General features: G+C 54.4%; 16 protein-coding genes. 7 read left to right on the top strand and 9 right to left on the bottom strand.

What is annotated here, in order from left to right; translation table 11 throughout:
* Nucleotides 1-590 precede the first annotated feature (590 nt).
* Nucleotides 591-1,151, top strand: a complete 561-nt coding sequence (locus tag ASD03_RS19700; protein WP_057215397.1) for a hypothetical protein — start codon at nt 591-593, stop codon at nt 1,149-1,151.
* Between the two features lie 250 nt (nt 1,152-1,401).
* Here ASD03_RS19700 and ASD03_RS19695 read toward each other — a convergent pair.
* The 8 genes from ASD03_RS19695 to ASD03_RS19655 all read right to left on the bottom strand — a co-directional run bounded on the left by ASD03_RS19695 (nt 1,402) and on the right by ASD03_RS19655 (nt 8,773).
* Nucleotides 1,402-2,504 (bottom strand): IS3 family transposase gene (locus ASD03_RS19695; RefSeq protein ID WP_156408011.1). Its coding sequence is split into 2 segments (ribosomal slippage): nt 1,402-2,243 and nt 2,243-2,504, totalling 1,104 coding nucleotides; the frame shifts between segments, so codons are not numbered across the junction.
* A gap of 302 nt (nt 2,505-2,806) precedes the next feature.
* Complete coding sequence (locus ASD03_RS19685) at nt 2,807-3,634, bottom strand: hypothetical protein (protein WP_057215387.1); 828 nt, start codon at nt 3,632-3,634, stop codon at nt 2,807-2,809.
* Nucleotides 3,631-4,821, bottom strand: a complete 1,191-nt coding sequence (locus ASD03_RS19680) for a toll/interleukin-1 receptor domain-containing protein (protein WP_057215384.1) — start codon at nt 4,819-4,821, stop codon at nt 3,631-3,633. The genes ASD03_RS19685 and ASD03_RS19680 overlap by 4 nt, the downstream gene beginning before the upstream one ends.
* A gap of 313 nt (nt 4,822-5,134) precedes the next feature.
* Complete coding sequence (locus ASD03_RS19675; protein WP_057215381.1) at nt 5,135-5,803, bottom strand: uracil-DNA glycosylase; 669 nt, start codon at nt 5,801-5,803, stop codon at nt 5,135-5,137.
* Entirely contained in the window at nt 5,800-6,942 is a 1,143-nt protein-coding gene (locus ASD03_RS19670) for a nucleoside triphosphate pyrophosphohydrolase family protein (RefSeq protein WP_057215378.1), read from the bottom strand. The genes ASD03_RS19675 and ASD03_RS19670 overlap by 4 nt, the downstream gene beginning before the upstream one ends.
* A gap of 11 nt (nt 6,943-6,953) precedes the next feature.
* The gene (locus tag ASD03_RS19665) at nt 6,954-7,574 is read right to left on the bottom strand and encodes a hypothetical protein (protein ID WP_057215375.1); all 621 of its coding nucleotides are present in this window, start codon (nt 7,572-7,574) and stop codon (nt 6,954-6,956) included.
* Nucleotides 7,574-8,056: a TIR domain-containing protein gene (locus tag ASD03_RS19660; protein ID WP_057215371.1), complete on the bottom strand. Its 483-nt coding sequence runs from the start codon at nt 8,054-8,056 to the stop codon at nt 7,574-7,576. Before ASD03_RS19660 ends, ASD03_RS19665 begins: the two co-directional genes overlap by 1 nt.
* A 99-nt stretch (nt 8,057-8,155) precedes the next feature.
* On the bottom strand, nt 8,156-8,773 hold the full coding sequence (locus tag ASD03_RS19655; protein WP_057215368.1) for a hypothetical protein: 618 nt from the start codon (nt 8,771-8,773) through the stop codon (nt 8,156-8,158).
* A gap of 59 nt (nt 8,774-8,832) precedes the next feature.
* Here ASD03_RS19655 and ASD03_RS19650 point away from each other — a divergent pair, with 59 nt between their 5' ends.
* The 6 genes from ASD03_RS19650 (at nt 8,833) to ASD03_RS19625 (ending at nt 15,656) form a co-directional block, all read left to right on the top strand.
* The gene (locus tag ASD03_RS19650) at nt 8,833-9,321 is read left to right on the top strand and encodes a TIR domain-containing protein (protein ID WP_057215365.1); all 489 of its coding nucleotides are present in this window, start codon (nt 8,833-8,835) and stop codon (nt 9,319-9,321) included.
* Nucleotides 9,322-9,324: 3 nt separating this feature from the next.
* On the top strand, nt 9,325-9,966 hold the full coding sequence (locus ASD03_RS19645) for a hypothetical protein (RefSeq protein ID WP_057215362.1): 642 nt from the start codon (nt 9,325-9,327) through the stop codon (nt 9,964-9,966).
* A gap of 96 nt (nt 9,967-10,062) precedes the next feature.
* Nucleotides 10,063-12,669 (top strand): patatin-like phospholipase family protein, encoded by a 2,607-nt coding sequence (locus ASD03_RS19640; protein ID WP_348523274.1) that lies wholly within the window; start codon nt 10,063-10,065, stop codon nt 12,667-12,669.
* Between the two features lie 130 nt (nt 12,670-12,799).
* A complete protein-coding gene (locus ASD03_RS19635; protein ID WP_057215355.1) occupies nt 12,800-14,002 on the top strand; it encodes a toll/interleukin-1 receptor domain-containing protein in 1,203 nt (400 codons plus the stop codon).
* Nucleotides 14,003-14,605: 603 nt separating this feature from the next.
* A complete protein-coding gene (locus ASD03_RS19630; protein ID WP_244494659.1) occupies nt 14,606-15,079 on the top strand; it encodes a TIR domain-containing protein in 474 nt (157 codons plus the stop codon).
* Nucleotides 15,080-15,245: 166 nt separating this feature from the next.
* Nucleotides 15,246-15,656, top strand: a complete 411-nt coding sequence (locus tag ASD03_RS19625; protein WP_057215349.1) for a hypothetical protein — start codon at nt 15,246-15,248, stop codon at nt 15,654-15,656.
* A 19-nt stretch (nt 15,657-15,675) separates the two neighbouring features.
* On the opposite strand, the gene ASD03_RS19620 is transcribed toward ASD03_RS19625, so the two are convergent.
* Complete coding sequence (locus ASD03_RS19620; RefSeq protein WP_082557351.1) at nt 15,676-16,383, bottom strand: TIR domain-containing protein; 708 nt, start codon at nt 16,381-16,383, stop codon at nt 15,676-15,678.
* Nucleotides 16,384-16,511: the final 128 nt, after the last annotated feature.

Genomic DNA, 16,511 nt, shown 5'->3' with positions numbered 1-16,511 from the left:
CCTCTCTCCCCGTTAGAGAAAGATAGACCGTTGGAGAGAGGGGAATAACTAGTGGCAGACGAAAACAACACCGAGATCGTCGAGACGACAACTCCGGTAGAAGCCGCGCCGCCGAAAAAGCGCAGGGGTCCGCAGCCGAAAAATGTGGTCTCAGAGGCAACCGCTGAAGCACCCTTAGCAGACGGTGCCAAAACCACGAGGGGACGTAAAAAACGCGCAGAAAAGTCGAACGATGGGGGGGCGTCCGCAACGTCGGTTGCGAAAAACAAGGCAAAGGACAAGGAGAAAAATCGAGCTGTACAGCAAACAAAGATGGCTCCAGTCCCAGTCCCAGTCCCAGTCCCAGTCCCAGTCCCAGTCCCAGTCCCAGTCCTAGTCCTAGAGGACATAGCGGATTTACTCCAGCTTGAGCAAGAGAACGCGCGGCTCCGGAAGGCACTTGCCGAGAAGCTGCGGGCTGAGAATGCGGAGCTACGCAAGCGGCTCGGTCTCGCTTGACCATCCGGCGAAAGACCGATCGAGTAGGTCGGCCGCACCACACGCCACAGGGTAATGGATGCCGGTGCGATCGTTCGCGGTAAGGGCACGCTATGAAATCGCCATGGAAGTATCTGGTTGAACTGGCGTCACAGGGACGCAAGGCCAAGGAGCCGGACAGCCCGCGAGAAATCGAGACTTCGAAACTGGACGAGACATCAAAGGCGCCGGCAGAGCAAACACGGATGCCGTTGGGCACGGCTGACGGCATCACAACTCCGACGGTAGAAACGTCAAATGAGTCCGCTGGCATCCCCGATATCGCGCCCGACACCGTTGCTGTGCCGGCCGACCCAAGCGACAAGGCCGCCGCCGTTCCGGTTGACCAGCCAAGCGCTGACAATCAACTTCCCCCTAAGCGCGTACAGCCTCCCCAAGAACGGTCTACGGAAACGCGGCGACGCAGTCAAAGAGCGGTCAGGAATGTTGCAGACGTCGATGCCGACAAGCGTGAAGAAGATGAAAGCTTCGATGTGCGGCCGCCACTGACGTTCAGCGATGAGGTCGCGGCGCTTGACGAGGAAGTCAGGCAGTTGAGGGGCCAATTGGCGGAGAAGTTACGGTTGCAGAACAATCAGCTCAAGGCGCTGCTGGAGCGGTTTGAAGCCTGGTGAAAACCCCTAACGTCCGACGACGCCGGGAAGTCCTTTTAGCGCGCAGTCAGCTCCTGGGTTAGTGGGGCCGTTGCTGCCTCCGAGTCTGAAATCGTGATCTTTGGTCGGGTGCGACTGCATCCGAACAGTCGACGCTTTAATCGGGCTTGACCTGCCACCAAAGTTTCATCCGGCGGCGATTAGAGTCTCGGCGGGTTTTGAACCGCCCCAAGTTTCTGGACCAGCGGATGGTAGAGTTTTCCGGCCTATCTCAGGGAAGCGGGCTGGCGGCGCTTCCCGGATTCATCAGTGAGATCGGTACCTTGTTGCCGATCGCACCATGGGGCCGAAACTCATTGTAGTCTCTGCGCCAATCCTCCATCTTTTCGCGGGCGTCCGCAAGGGTCAGGAACCAATGCTGGTTCAGGCACTCCGCTCGGAAGCGGCCGTTGAATGCTTCGATAAAAGCATTGTCCGTGGGTTTACCCGGCCGTGAGAAGTCCAAGATCACGCCCTTGGCATAGGCCCAAAGGTCGAGATCGCGGGACACAAATTCCGTACCTTGATCGACACGGATCGTCTTCGGATAGCCAACCTGGCGGCATACCCGTTCCAGCGTTTGCACCACGTCTTCACCTCGATAGCTGTGACGCGGATCAAGCACTGGCACGTAGCGTGAGAAGGTGTCGACCACCGTCAGAACCCGCAGTTTCTTTCCGGTCGCGAGCTGATCGTGCACGAAGTCCATCGCCCACACGTCGTTCGGACCGATCGCCATCTGTCGATCTTCCCGAAGCTTTGCCTTGACCCTGCGCTTCGGCGTCTTGTTGCGCAACTGCAGGCCCAAGTCTCTGTAAATGCGATAGGTTCGCTTGATGTTGGTGCCCCAACCTTCGCGTTCCAGCAGCACATGCACACGGCGGTAGCCGTAGCGCACGCGCGTCTCGCAAATCTCCCGAATACGACGTTCCAGACCGGCCTGATCGGCACGACGGGAGGTGTAATGGTAAGTCGACCGATCAAAGTCGAGTGCACCGCAAGCACGCCGGATCGAGATCGTCCAATCCCGGCACATACCCTTCACCACCTCCCGCTTCCGAGCAGGCCTTAAAGCTTTCGCCGAATGACATCCTGCAGCATCTCGCGGTCCAGCGTCAGGTCCGCAACGATCTTCTTCAATCGCGCATTCTCGTCCTCGAGCTGCTTCAGCTTCCTCATCTCCGGCGGCAACAGACCGGCATATTTCTTTTTCCAATTGAAGTAGGTCGCCTGGCTGATCCCCGCCTTGCGGCAGATCTCCGCAACCGTCACCCCTTCATCACCCTGCTTCAGAATGAACGCCTTCTGCGCGTCCGAAAACTGCGATGCCTTCATCGTCTTCCGTTCCTTTCCCAGCCAGGAAAAATCACCGGAAAACTCTAACCAAAATCGGTCCAGTTTGAAGGGTTCAGATCAGCTAACAGCGGGATAGCAGTTGTATCTTCGCCTCAACTTCAGAGGCTAGTGAAGAATTCGAAGTCGATCCAGGAGCTAGCATTTCGCGGGGCAGAGATGGTGCATTCATGATGGCTTGGGCCTGGGTGCTAAACTGCCGGGCTGGTTTGGGTACCCGCGATCATGACACGGACGGCGTGTATTTGAGCCACATAGCTCCGCCACCTATGACAGAAGGCTGATTACGCAATCATGCCGCCTTGGACGCGACGCTGTACTCTGGTCAATCCACGCAAGATCAGAACAATGGCCTGATCCACATGCGGAGTGCTCGCGAGAATCCTGTTTTCTTCTTTAGATAAGCCGTTGTTCAGTTGATCGCTGTTGAATGCGGCAAACTTTTCTAGCCCGGGCCATGCTCTCGCGGTCTGATAATCCAGGACACCAATCGCTTCGGCCACATCCCGGGCACAACCGCCAAACCCCCCCATCACGTAAAGTGGCTGTTTGCCTTGAAGCGAATAGAGGGCCTCCTCGGCGATGCCGGGCATATCGCCCTTGAATTTGTCAACGCGGCCACCAAGGATTATCCGCGCGTCCGTCTCGGCAAGCATGGTGTGCCGCATGGCCGACAAGCCTTTAGCCCACTCGGGTTCCGACGGCTGATGGGTCGGCAATTTGTGACGCTCTTCCAGACCAAGGTTTTTGCCGTCGATATCTAGCAAGCGTAACTCTGCGGTACCTTGGAGGTCGGCAACGGCCTGATCGATCTGCTCGGGCTGTTGAAGAATGTGAACAGGCCAGGCGAGGTAGTTCGTCACAGCCACTGTGGAACGATTTGTGGTGTCGCGCCTGTAACGGGCGGCGAGTTCAAATAGGAGGTTGCTAAACCCTTCGGCACGAAGATCGCCCCCATATACAAGTTTTGCGCCAAGGGCCAACAGGTGCCTTGCAATCTCGGCCATCGCGTCTCGCAGGTGCTCTTTATGCAATCCAAGACCGGCCATATCGGGGCTTTCCGATGTAGAAACAGCTATCGACTTGTTGTCGAAAACCTCACGATAGGTCAACGGGTTGCTCCTGCCAGCCACTCAGTGGCGCTGCGAAGTTGTATGTGCGGAGCGATCGCATAAAACAAGCGCTCTTCTTCGGCACCGAGCGGCGGATCTGGATAAACAATGATCGATGGCTTGCCGTCTGTAGCTGGAACGAGAGCTGCGAGGGAAATCAATTCGGGTGGCCGGGGGAGGAAAGTCACGCCGGATGTGGCTTTGGGACGCATCAGTTCAACTCGGCATTGCCACAGAAAATTCCGCAAAATCTCGTCTAGCAAAGCGCGGATAACGACATCGATCCGCTTCGTTTTTTTCTGATCCAGCCGGATAATCGGCACGTTTCCGAGATAGGGGAAGCCACGTTCATCCTTGTCAGAAATGCAGTTGGCGATCACGAGTGGCCTGTTGTGGCGTTTTGCTTCGATGATCTCCAGGCGGCACCATTCCCTGGATGAGAAGGAGTCAGTGTGAATGGCGATAACCGCGCTCACCGAGATTTGGGTGAGAAGAACATCCTGAAATTTGAGGCCAGGCGGGATGTCGTAAACATCAAAAAAACTGCCCATCCCGTCACTCTGGGTTAGCTTCTTTCGGATGGCCATCGCGACATGCACGCCTGCGTCGTTTGTGTCGTTCTTGGAATGGCTGAGGAAGATGTCGACCTTTTTCAGATATCCGAGAAGCGCTTCGGTCGTCTCATTTGGTCGTCTGAGGTGCTCAAGATAATGGCGGAGCATTCGGCAGAATTGGAATGTCAAATGGCCGATGAGTGTGGCCGTCAGATCATCGATGCTGCCTTTCCAGTCCGCCCATCGTAAAATTTGCTCATCGACCTTGAGAGCAGCCACAATGCCTGGCGCCATCGCAACCGGGAAAAGTCGCGTTGAAAGTCCGGTTGAACCTGTCTGATCAGCAATTTTTCGAAGGAAAGTCATCCAGACGGGATCGTTGACGAAATTCTCATCGGCCAGCACAATGACGGAAGAGGTCTCGGCCATTGTGAAGTCAATAGGGAGCGGTTGGTCTGAACCATTAGCCAGCGCGTAGCGGTATAGGACACTGATTCCGGTGCCGCCTGTAATCTTTACATAACTTTCGCGCCGGAAATGTTCGAAAAGGCCTTTGGCCACCGCATGTCCCATAGCGAAGCTCGGGTGCCAGACGACGTAAATCACGATAAACGGACGAGCTGTATCAACCATGCGATTCCCCGCTACCGTTACCGCAAACAATCGGACGGCGGAGCGACTATAGCTGTTAGTCGGCCGCCTTCCAACCATGGCGCGAAGTACGTTCAATACGTCTCGAACAGGGGCGGTGCTGGGTATCGTGCTGCGCCTCTATCACCGACAAGATTGGCCATTGAAATAGCAACGGTCGAAATTGCGGGATAATGAGGACTGTGTCTCCCTCCAACGGTCGCTGAGCTGAGTAGGGCAGAGCGGCAGAAAACCTGAGAAAACGGTCCCGGCTTAGGTCAAGCGCACCGCTACGAGATAAAGACATCCCTCGTTCTCAAAACATCGCCAGCTGCTGAGGAGATTCCGCGCTGGTCGGCAAGCCATACAGTCCCTCTATTCCGGAAATGAAGTCGCTTTGGCCACCATAACTCGGATGCCGAATCTGCATTGCGCCGATACCAAGATCGGCAAGCGCGAGCTGGGCGTCCCGCCCAACTGCTACGACCACGCGAGGGTCAAGCACGTTTAGCAGCCAGCTAAGCAGGGGACGGCAAGCATTGCGCTCGGTGCGGGTGTGGCAGCGATTGGAGTGAGGGGCGCCAGGTTCGTGGGGATGAAGAGGAAATACGTTCCAGAGGAAGACGGGGCGTTGGATACGGTTCAAGGTCTGCCAGATTACGCTCGCGGTTCGCTCTGCCAGTGCTGGACCCTTCGTGGCGCGGACAAGGGGAAGGTCGCCGTATAGTACCGAATGATCGGTTAGATGCGCTTCATCGGTCAGCGCGAGGCCGGTGCGACGTCCACCACGGTATCCAAGATCGCGGGCAATCCAAATCGAATCGACCTTTCGCTCAATTGCCGCGTCGAGGACGAGCTTCAAGTTTTTTCGCCGAATGGCGGGGGCGTCATGCTGATCGAAATCGCCGCAGGCATCCGAATAGGGATTGAAGGCATCCGTGAACGAAAGGTCGGCCAGCGTCTCAACGAACTGAGCGGTGTTCATCTTGGAAGTTCCTCTATAGACAGCGACCGCTTCTCTACAGCAAGCTTGATCCGACCGCGACGATTTTCTCGCAGATACCGGAAAGCGTGATTTCCCTGGAGGATTGCTTCCTCCCACAGCCAAAGAGGAGAGGTGTGGACCTCGTATCCACGAACGAATTGCCGGACGTTCTTCAAAAGGGTTAAACTCAGGTCACCTGGCTTCTGATTGGCAAAAAAGTCAAAATCTTTCGCGATACCAAAAACATATGTAGCGACGCCTTCTTCTATTAGGCTGGCGCGAGCACCATCTTCGCCCTCGTCGACGCGGGCTTTGCTCTTTCGTTTCCGTTTGAGGAGCGCCCGGGTAACAGGAGACCAGCCAAGAACGGCGGCATAGGCGTAGTGGAAAACATCGTGAAACCGATAGTCGTCTGGCTCCATGATGTTGTCGGTTAGTCGATCCCCGATGAAAAGCCCGTTGCAGCTTTGGAGCACATACCTTTTATCGTTGCTCGCATCACGCTCGTAGATGTCAATTTCCAAAGTTCGCGGCAACTGCTCATCGCTAGGGAAAGCGCTGTCGAACAATTCGGGATATACGCGCTCTTGCGGCCACCGGTCCTCGGTCTTTTGAATGTTGGCGCGGGCAGCAGCTTCGAGAAGAACCTCTGCCTCATTTGCCGCTTGCACAAGATGCGTCAAAACGCTGCCCAATCGGGTCTGCAAGAAAATCCCGTCGCCGTGAGATCCATCGACTTCGGCAGCAAGCTCGCCGGTCGCCGCCGTCAGGCGCAGAAGCGTTTTTTCGAACTGTGCGCTTGGCGTATTGAGGGGCAGGGAGTGTTGCGGCTGCAAGGCGGTGAATGGCAGGTCAGACCCGGGGTCTGCGCCAGCCAGAGCCGCTAGTTTGATGCCGGCATGATCAGCAGTTATGGCCAAATACCAGAGCGTATCCCCAAGTTCTTCAAGGACCGTTTGCTCGTAGCCGATGATCGCGGCTTTATCTCGCTGCCGCTTCTTTACTTCGCTGAGAAGGCTTCCAACTTCGCCGACGAGTCCAAGAACCGGTAAATCAAACCCATTGCCTTTGTCACGTGTCCGGTCGCTCCGGGATGCCAGTATTTGATATTCGTTCAGTCCGAGCGACAAAGCAGTCATAGAAGTCCTCCTTACCGTAAGCTTAGCCACTCAAATGGTGAACCCTGTAACCCCTTTGGGCCGATCGAGTGGAGCCATGCGGTGAGCTTGTTCTCCATTCCGACATCAGTAAATTTCGAGCGGCCGATTCCAGTCTTGCAGATGTGTCTGCCGTTCTTGTCCTGAAGGTCGGCAGGAAACCCGGGGCCCTCGCCGCCGAAGTAGACGTAGTCGTCGCTCAACAGGACACGGTCAACCTGCGTGTCATTTGCCACATGCTTCGGGTTCGGGATGCCGTTGGCTAAGCTGTGAAATGAGTCACGCTGAGACCAACCACCGGTTCCTGCTGCTGGGAAATAGATGTTATCCCCGGCACTTTGCTTTCGGCTGCCATTTCGGACGGGCTTTTTTCGTTCGAAACGAGGATCGGCATTGTATTGATGAAAGGTCAGCGTTTCGGTGACCCTCATTGCATAAACGATATGGTCGCCACGCTTGACCGCTCGGTCTGCGCTGCCACAGCCTGTGATCCAATCGCCAATCGCGGCATGTTTCCGTATCAGCGGCTTGCATGTCGCAAGGGTGCAAATCCCATAGAAAGGATTGGGCGCGAACCCGCTGTCGTACCTGACGATGTAAGAATAAATGCTCATTATCTTGCACCGCAGGGATGTCGTGTGATTGGCAAGATTGGCGCTGCAGTGCCGTCAGGCAGCTCAGACTTGTCTTGATCCTCAACGATGGCTTCGACGATGGAGTTGCCGTGCCAACCCACCATCGCGTCGCGATACTCTCTTAAGGCATCCGGAAGCTCACAGCCGTGTTCACCTTCTGCCCAAACGCCGACGATCCGCTTGCCTAGTTTCGCCGCGTATTCGATCTCCCAATTCACCCACGCACTTTGGCGGGTATCCGCCGTGACGTAGACGATCAAAGTCCCAGCCCATTGGATCTGAGGCGCAAGGATTGAGTTTTTGATGTATTCGGGGCTTTTTGCGTTATTTGGGTTGTTTGAGTTTATGGAAGAGTCTCGGACGGCAAGATTGTGATCGCCGAGAAGCTTCTTCAGCTTTTCCAGACCATGGTCGTCTTCATGAATGTGGCTGATGAATACGTTTTTTATGAAACCTGACATGTTCACGACCCACGTTAAATTCCGGCTAGCTTGACACAACTAGAAAGGCGGGCAACGGGCAAGTAACTCAACTTCTACATTTTATTTCGCAGACGATGCCTAGCTACGCAGGGCTTCCGCAATTGTGGCTTCGACGCCATCAACCGCTTCAGCTACGGATCCAATATTCCTGACCGTATGAACCTGATATTTGCAGCTCTCCTGCGCTAAGAGCCGGGCGTAGCTTTCGCGAAGCGCCTGCCAATAGTTCAGGTCTTCTCCACGATCAATCGGGCTATCCCGGTCGATCAGAAATGCTGCCGCTGGCTTGATTTCGCCCCATACAGTCTCTTCAGCCGCGACAAGTTCTTTCAATGCCTTCTGTTCACTGCCGCCGACGCTGCCGTATACAAGGGTCGACCACCAGAACCGATCGACGACAACATTTTTGCCCTCTGCAATCCACGGTCTGATGCGTGTTTCAATAACATCGATATGGGCAGCAACATGGAGCGCCTGTCGAGCAAGTTCAGACATAACCTTGATGCCAAACTCTTCAGGACCGTGGTGGATCCGATAAATGGCTCGGCCAAGGGTACCCTCGTCCCGACCAGGAAAGCTCAAAAACTCAAAGGTATTGTTGGACAATTTCCTTTTCAGCCCTTGCACGATGGTCGTTTTGCCGACCCCGTCGGGTCCTTCGAATATGAACAGCTTTCCAGCCATGAATTCACCCAAACCGTCGCTTCCTGATTCAACCCATGGTATACGATTCGTCAAACAAGTGGAGAAACGAAATGCCTGGCAGGCGGCACGTTTTTGTTAGTCACCATCATGCCGATGACGAGCACGTCACCAAACTTACCGACTCCCTGAGCCGGAAGGGGTACGAGATCCGAAACAGTTCTATTCGGGCCAAGCCAGCCAACAAGGAACGCCTGGCCAAGGGGCTAGTCAGCGACCGCGCGATCAAGCGTCTTCTGAGGATAAAGATGTCCTGGGCGTCGACTGTCATCGTTTTGATCGGGAAAGAAACGCACGCTCGACCTTGGGTGAACTGGGAAATCAAGAAGGCTCACGAACTCGGCAAGCGGATTGTCGGCGTGTTCACCAGGGGAGGCACCAAAGCGGATATTCCGCCTGCCTTTGAGGACTACGGCAGCGCTCTTGTGAACTGGAACCCGGACAAAGTTATCGGCGCGGTGGAGGGTACGGACAATGATTTCCAAGAGCCTGACGGATCTTCACGCGCTCCCGTCCACATGCCGTCCACCTCGCGCTGCTGATTCATGGCGGTCTATATATACGTTGTCGCACGGGACTTTGGTTTTGCCCCGAACCCATTCCATGGCCTCTGCACACTCGCAACTTGCAAACCGGTGGTCCGAAGAATGGCTCAGGAGGGCGACTGGGTGATCGGGATGGGCGGCACCAAGCTCGGTGCCGTCGGGCGCTGCATTTTTGCGATGCAAGTCACCGAAGCGTTGTCCTTCGACGATTATTGGGCCGATCCAAGATTTAAAGACAAGCGACCTGTTCGTAATGGGAGCCGAACGATGATGTTGGGCGACAATATCTATCATCAGCATAACGGCAGCTGGCAGCAGCTAGATTCCCATCACAGTCGGCCAAACGGTTCGCCCGACATCTATAATATCAAGACGGATACGGGGACTGATCGCGTTTTGATTTCGGATCGCTTCTTCTATTTCGGCAAGGAAGCGCCGGAGGTCCCTAAGGAAGTTCTCGAAAATATCGGCTACAAAAACAGCAGGGGTCATCGCGTGTACATGGACGACCAGTGCCCAGACCTTCTTGACTGGTTGAACACGACGCAATCGTCGAACTTGAACCGGGTTGTCAACGATCCCTTCCAGTTTCATCAGAGCGCCTCGCGATATTCAGTGAGTGATGACAAGATTTTGGACTAGGCGCAGTTACAAGCAGGCTATTCGGGCAGAGGGGCGTAAGCAGTCTGACTGCTGATGCTCAGATGACTGCTATCGCTTCAACTGAAGCTGCTAGATGTGACCAACGACGACGATCCGGAGACTTGCGTGACAAGCTTAAACATCAGATCGAAACTGCCGGATCGCTCCGAATCGAGCCTCTTCGGACCAAAGTTTCTCGAAGCATATGGCGACAGCGAATGGATGGAAGACAAGCCTAACAAGGCCGCTGCCCATCAGTTCCGGACCGAACTTGTCTCTCGAATTGCAACCGCGCGACTCTCCTACGGCAGCGGTACCGAAAAGAGTGCTCTGAAAAGCATTGTTGAGCTATTCAAGAGGGCGCGAGAGATTACCGCGGAGAACGTCGGATGCGGCACGTTCGAGATCTTGGTTTGGCATGCCCTGAACTCATCAGTCAGGCCGTTCACGGCAAAATGGCATCCATTGGGTGAGAGCGGTGCCTTGGACGCGCTTGACTCCAGTGATGATTTTCGAGCTGAACTTTATTGCACCCAAGGTGCCCTGCGGGAGTTGGAGCGCAGTCTAGCTTTGTTGGAGGGCGGATCAGCATCCTATGATCCGGGCGTGTCAATCGGCCAAGGAAAGCACGAGGAAAGCTTACCGGATGCCAAATGGAGACCGGCGGGTGGCATCGAACCTTTCATGGAGTTGGAGCGGGCGGCCGTCGGAGATCGCAGGGCGCATTATGAGATTGACCGAGATGATTGGGCGGCGGGGCTTGCGCTATCTGGAGGTGGGATACGAAGCGCCACGTTCTCCCTTGGCGTTCTTGCTGCACTTGCTCGTCGAAATCTCTTGCCGGAATTCGATTACCTTTCGACCGTTTCGGGCGGCGGATATGCGGGATGTTTCCTTACATCTTTAGTCGGTCAAGCCCGTTCCACTGACAATATCGGGCTGCGCCTCGAACAGGAGCCATTTAAGCGAACTGAGCAGGAATCCGAACTCTTGATGGGGGTTCGGCAGCGGGCCAGCTTCCTTTCCGGAGGTTTTGCCGAACGTTTGCTCTTGGTCATGCGATCGACCTACGGGGTCTTCGTGAACGTAATTGTCTTATTCGCTGCGATAGCATTTTTCTCTGCGCTGGAACTCACTGTCGGAGTAGCTCTAGAGCACATGAAGGCTCCGACGTGGCTAGGTTGGGTTTTTCCAGTTGCAGCTTTGATCGCACTTAGTATCATTTCTCGATCAGAAAGGCTGCAATTAAAGCAGCTGACAAGGTGGCACCTGTTGTTGGGCACTATGTTCTGCTTGCCACTCATATGGTTCGTTCTGGGGGCTTTTCACAATGGAATTGCCTGGCTGACTAGAAATTTCGTTTCAGCCTTGGGGATAGACGACTTGTCCGCGACCCTACTCGTTGGCGGGATCTTTATCGCGGTTCTTGGTGCAATTTTCGCGGTGTATGCGAACGCGCGTTCTGTCGCGATGACCATCTTAACAATCATTTTTCTCCTTCTCGTCGAACATGCTTTCTTCGCGATCTTTGGCCAGCAGCCCCCAGCAAATACAATTATCGTTTTGGCCGCGATCGCAGCAATGGTCTTCATTCTTTGGTGTGCGGTCGATGTGAACGAGACCTCACTCTACCGTTACTATCGGTCGAAGCTCGCCACCGCGTTCATTTATACAGATACTGGTGAGGCACCGCCGCGACTGAGCGACTTTGAGCCTAAGTTTTCCTTCTATCCGATCATCAATTGCGCGTTGAATGCTCCGGGATCTGAAGAACCGAAAATGCGCGGTCGTCTTTCGGATGTATTCGCATTCACGCCGCTCATGACCGGAAGCAAGCTCGTTGACTATCATCAGACCAAGGCGTGGGAGCAATGTAATCCGAAGCTTGACCTCGCGGCGGCCATGGCTCTCTCTGGTGCTGCTGTGTCGCCTCAAATGGGGTTGCGGACGACACGACGCGCGAGTTTTTGGCTGACGCTGTTCAATGCGAGACTGAACGCGTGGCTGGAAAAACCTGACGACAACGAAGACGAACAGGCTTCGCCAAAACGGACTTGGTGGCGTAGGGGGCCCGGTCTCAGTTATCTAGTTCGAGAGTTTACGGCGAGCGCCAACGAGCACCTCCCTTATGTCAACATCTCTGATGGCGGGCACATTGAAAACTTGGGGGTCTACGAGTTACTACGGCGTCGTTGCCGGTACATCGTCGCTATAGACGGCGAGGCAGATCCCGGGATGACCTTCCATGGCCTGACCAATGTGCAGCGGCTGGCATATATTGATATGGGCATCCATATCGATGCCGAGCTCGATGAATTGCGATTGCTAGAGTCTGGTTTCAGCCGGTCCCACTTCCGGTTTTGCAAAATCCGATACCCGACTGGAAACGAAGAGCAGCCATGGGAGATCGGTTATCTACTCTACGTGAAGCTGTCATTGACTGGCAACGAAGGTGAATTCCTTAGACGCTATCGTTTAGACGAGCCAACGTTCCCACATCACTCGACGGCCGACCAATTCTTTACGGAGACGCAGTTCGAAGCCTACCGGTCGCTTGGTGAGCACATCGGCGATAAGCTTTTCATGGACGCGATCATCGAAGATCTGGCAGGTGAGCAGTCGGTCCGCGTGGAGGAATGGTTGAGGAGTTACGCGAAGAATTTCTTGGGCCACAAACCCGGTGAAAGAGAAATGGCTCCTTAGTGGGGGGCCAAAATCGCCACGCGTTCGATTGTTGTGCAACCTTTAGCGACAAAAACCTGAGATGAGCGACCAGAAATGTTGACGTGTTCCCCTTCCGTTCATACTTAGGAGCGCGACGGGAGATATAGAAATGGGTCTGAAATTTAATGGACGTCCGTTTAACGCTAACGACTTCGCCGAAGGCATTGAGAAGGCGATGATTGAGAGCGCAAAGGAACAGCTTAGGGAGCGCTTTTCCGCTATTAGGCATCCCGAGACAGGCGAGTTTCCGACGGTCATTGTTCACGGTGAAAGTCTCGATGATTTGCGCTTGAGCATCGAAGGGTCGGCCGATCTGTTGACGGTGGTCAAGGAACGGATGAGCCCCGAGGATCAGGAAGTTACTTTGTTTCAGCCCGTTCAAAAGGCGCCGCCCAAAGCGTTTTTGAGCTATTCGTTCGAAGATTCTGAACTGGCCGAGAAGCTGGCGCTGGGGTTGATGGCGAAAGGTATCGACATCTGGTGGGCTGAATGGGAGATCGGTTCAGGCGACAGTTTGCGTCAAAAGATCGATGAGGGTCTGGGCAACTGCACGCACTTCCTTGTACTGCTCACCCCAGTCGCAATCGGAAAGCCGTGGGTAAAGCTTGAGATGGACGCTGGGCTCGTTAGACGGGTCTCGGGTCAGGCGAAGTTCATCCCCATTCGGTACGGCGTGTCCACAACCGAGCTGCCGACACTTCTTACGGGGATGCTCTCACCTGAACTGGACACGAATAATTTCGATGCGGCCGTACGCGATCTCGCGAACGACATCCATGAGATTTCCAGTAAACCCCAGCTCGGACCGGCACCCGCGACGACATCTCTTCCATCGACAAGCTATTCGCAAACCGCCACCGCGATTGCTAAGGTCTTCGTCGAGGAAACCAAGACGGCGATGTTTGCTGATCCGCAAAAGGGCGTCGACGAGCTTGCTTCCGCGATTGCGGCTTCGGAGGAAGACGTTGAGGACGCCCTTTACGAGCTTCGAGACTTCATAAAGCTGAGTCTTAATCGCGCCATGCCGAAGCCGGAATTGTTTGCTCAGTTCGACAAGCACTTTATGGAATGGTCTCCGGAAGATGACGCGTTGAGAATGGCGGTGGAACTTGTAAACGATCCTATGTTCCCGCACGACACGGCTGAGGTCGCTCGGCGATATGGATGGGATCCAAGGCGGATTAACCCGGCGCTGAGCTACCTGTTGGCGCGGAACCTCATCGTCGATTACAAGGTGCTTTCAAGTGAATTCAACTCGATCAGGATCGTGAAAACCGACGGGACACGCCGATTTGTCAAAAGCCGACAGTGAGCTTTCCCACCAAGTTTCGTCGGCCTTATCCTATCAGCCTTCGCAATAGCTGGTGTTCTCTGTTGTTTGCAGTCTATCGGCGGCGCATGCTTCCGATGACGCTAAGTGAGCAATTGGGTCTGGGACTTACGATTTGACGTCCAGTGCCTCGCACATTCGCATCGCGGCTTTTTTCGAAAGTCCCTTGAGGGTTTGATAGCGGATGAATGGTGATTACCCAAGCGAAGAAATTAGTATTGTCGATCCTGACGGGAGCGAGTTCTCGACGGCCGGTCCGGAGAGTAGGGCTCTTCTCAACAACCGCGAATGAGCATGATGGGCGAAGACTGCGCCGTCGCCGCCAAGGATCAAGAAGAACTTCGGTAGGGTGCGGACAACCCATTCCACCCGCAATTTCGCAACATATTTTTGATTTGAAAAAACAGAAAGCGGCCACGCCTGACGTCGCGAGGGGACAAAGATCAGTTAGATCAAGCGTATACGCGGTTGATCTATTGCCAGATCCAAATACGATCGGCGGCAACTGTTCGTTTTTAAACGAGAGAGAAAAAGGCTAGCGCCGTGAGCTTCTTCCCCCAACAGCCAGTCCGCAGGAAGGCGTTTGTGAGCTACCACCACCGCAATGATCAAACCTTCTACGACAGCTTCTCTAGGCTGTTCCATGACGGCTACGAGATGATCACCGACAACTCGTTGGAGCGGGCGATCGACAGCGCCAGTTTTGAATATGTCATGAGACGGATCCGAGAAACGCACCTGCACGGAAGCTCCTGCACGATCGTTTTGTGTGGCGCCGAGACGCCAAATCGCCGCTATGTCGATTGGGAAATTCATGCCTCACTTCATCAGCAAATGGGCATGGTGGGGATTGGTCTTCCGACAATCAAATGGGAAGGGCAAGGGACCTGGAAGCCCGCCCGATTGCAGGACAACATAGACGCTGGATATGCGACTTGGACGTTGTGGGAAAATCTCGCATCGAGACCTGCGATGCTAAATCAACTAATTGAACAGGCGCTCGGCGCGTCAAAACGGCTGATCAATAACACGCGTTCCAGGATGCTGCGAAACGCATAGGGCGCGGGCGAACCGGCGCATCTGCCGCGACGGCCACGCTTGGGCGAACCGAAATCGAACTCAGGATCCTCAAGAAGGTAATACGACAGCGTTGATCAAACCAGCTTCCCGTTGTTCCTTGCAAGATTGGAGAGCCCAATTAGACCTCCGAAAAGGACCTAACCACATGAGCACAAAACACATACGTTTTCTTTTTGACGCTTCATTCAAAAGTACAGAGTACGTCGTCGAAACATCGTCTTGGGACGTCGAAGCGGCGGCCGGAATTGCCCACCGGCTAACCTTGGAGCGAGGAGTCCAACCCTACGCCTTCTGGTTCGAATCACGGGAGCCCGGGCACGGACCGGAACCGAAGATCAGTGGAACCTACTATCTGGGCGGCAAGCTTCAGACTCTTGACGAACTCCGAGCTGAAAATGATCCGTCAGCGGTGATCATGATCCACCATTTAGAAGCTCGGGGCATCGAAAGGGTTGTAACGACTAACTGCCCCTGTCTTGCCAGTTTCCCATTCCGAGATGGTGACCATATTTTGGAATGGGAGCCTGCAATCGAGATGAGCATAGGTCTCAGATAGGGGCGGCCTTAATTCATCGTCAACGCGCTTCGGCTCGGGACAAGTCTTTCTCGCTGATCTTCCAGCCATCGAGGTTCGTATCCCACTGTGCATTTGCGAGCGCCACGACGCGCTTTTGCATCGCGAATGAGCCACTAAACACAACCTGCTTGTTCATTTTACGAGCGATTAGCAAGCCTTCAGGTACGGGCGGCTGTGATCCTGTCTCAACAGGATCGTCGTTACGAGGGAGTGGCGGGAGGTCTTCCATCAGATCTCGTATTTGCCTGCAAGCTGCTTGAACGCTGCGGTGAGGATCGCTGTCGCTCGCTAGGAAGTCGTAGATTATCGGCGTAATGCCCCGGAAATTCGACGGAATCCTCGTCTCGTAATCACTTGGGGCGACAAAGAACGTTCGTTTCTTTCCCAGCGCTCCCATGAACATCCCCAGCTCTAAAATTACATTGTCTCTTGGCGCAAAGGCCATCGTGTTCCGATGATCTATAGCGTCATCCGGCGTCAACAAGAAAACCGCAAAATCCACTTGCTTCGTTATCCGTATGAGATTGTCTAAGTGGCTGTCGTTGACCTTAAAGGCGCATACCCCACTGTTGTCGGTAGCTCGACCACAAACAAGAGGATGCTTGAACTGATCCTGCATGGCGTCCGCCAACCGACTGCTTTCTGATGAATGTCCCAGGAATATGTTTTTCAATAGTCTAGACCTTCTCTTGATCAATTTCCCCATGACGCAGCCAATTTAATAAAGCGTGAAAAGGGTAAGCGCGAATTTCTGCGCGCCTTCTGAAGCGCAGTGCTCTGAGGCATGAAGTGTCCACCAAAAGATAGGTGGACACCAAATCATGGATGAAGATG

Source organism: Ensifer sp. Root127, from assembly GCF_001425225.1.
In the GTDB taxonomy this organism is placed as follows: Bacteria; Pseudomonadota; Alphaproteobacteria; order Rhizobiales; family Rhizobiaceae; genus Ensifer; species Ensifer canadensis.
Note: the sequence above shows the minus strand (reverse complement) of the source record. Positions and strands in the feature narration are given on the sequence as shown.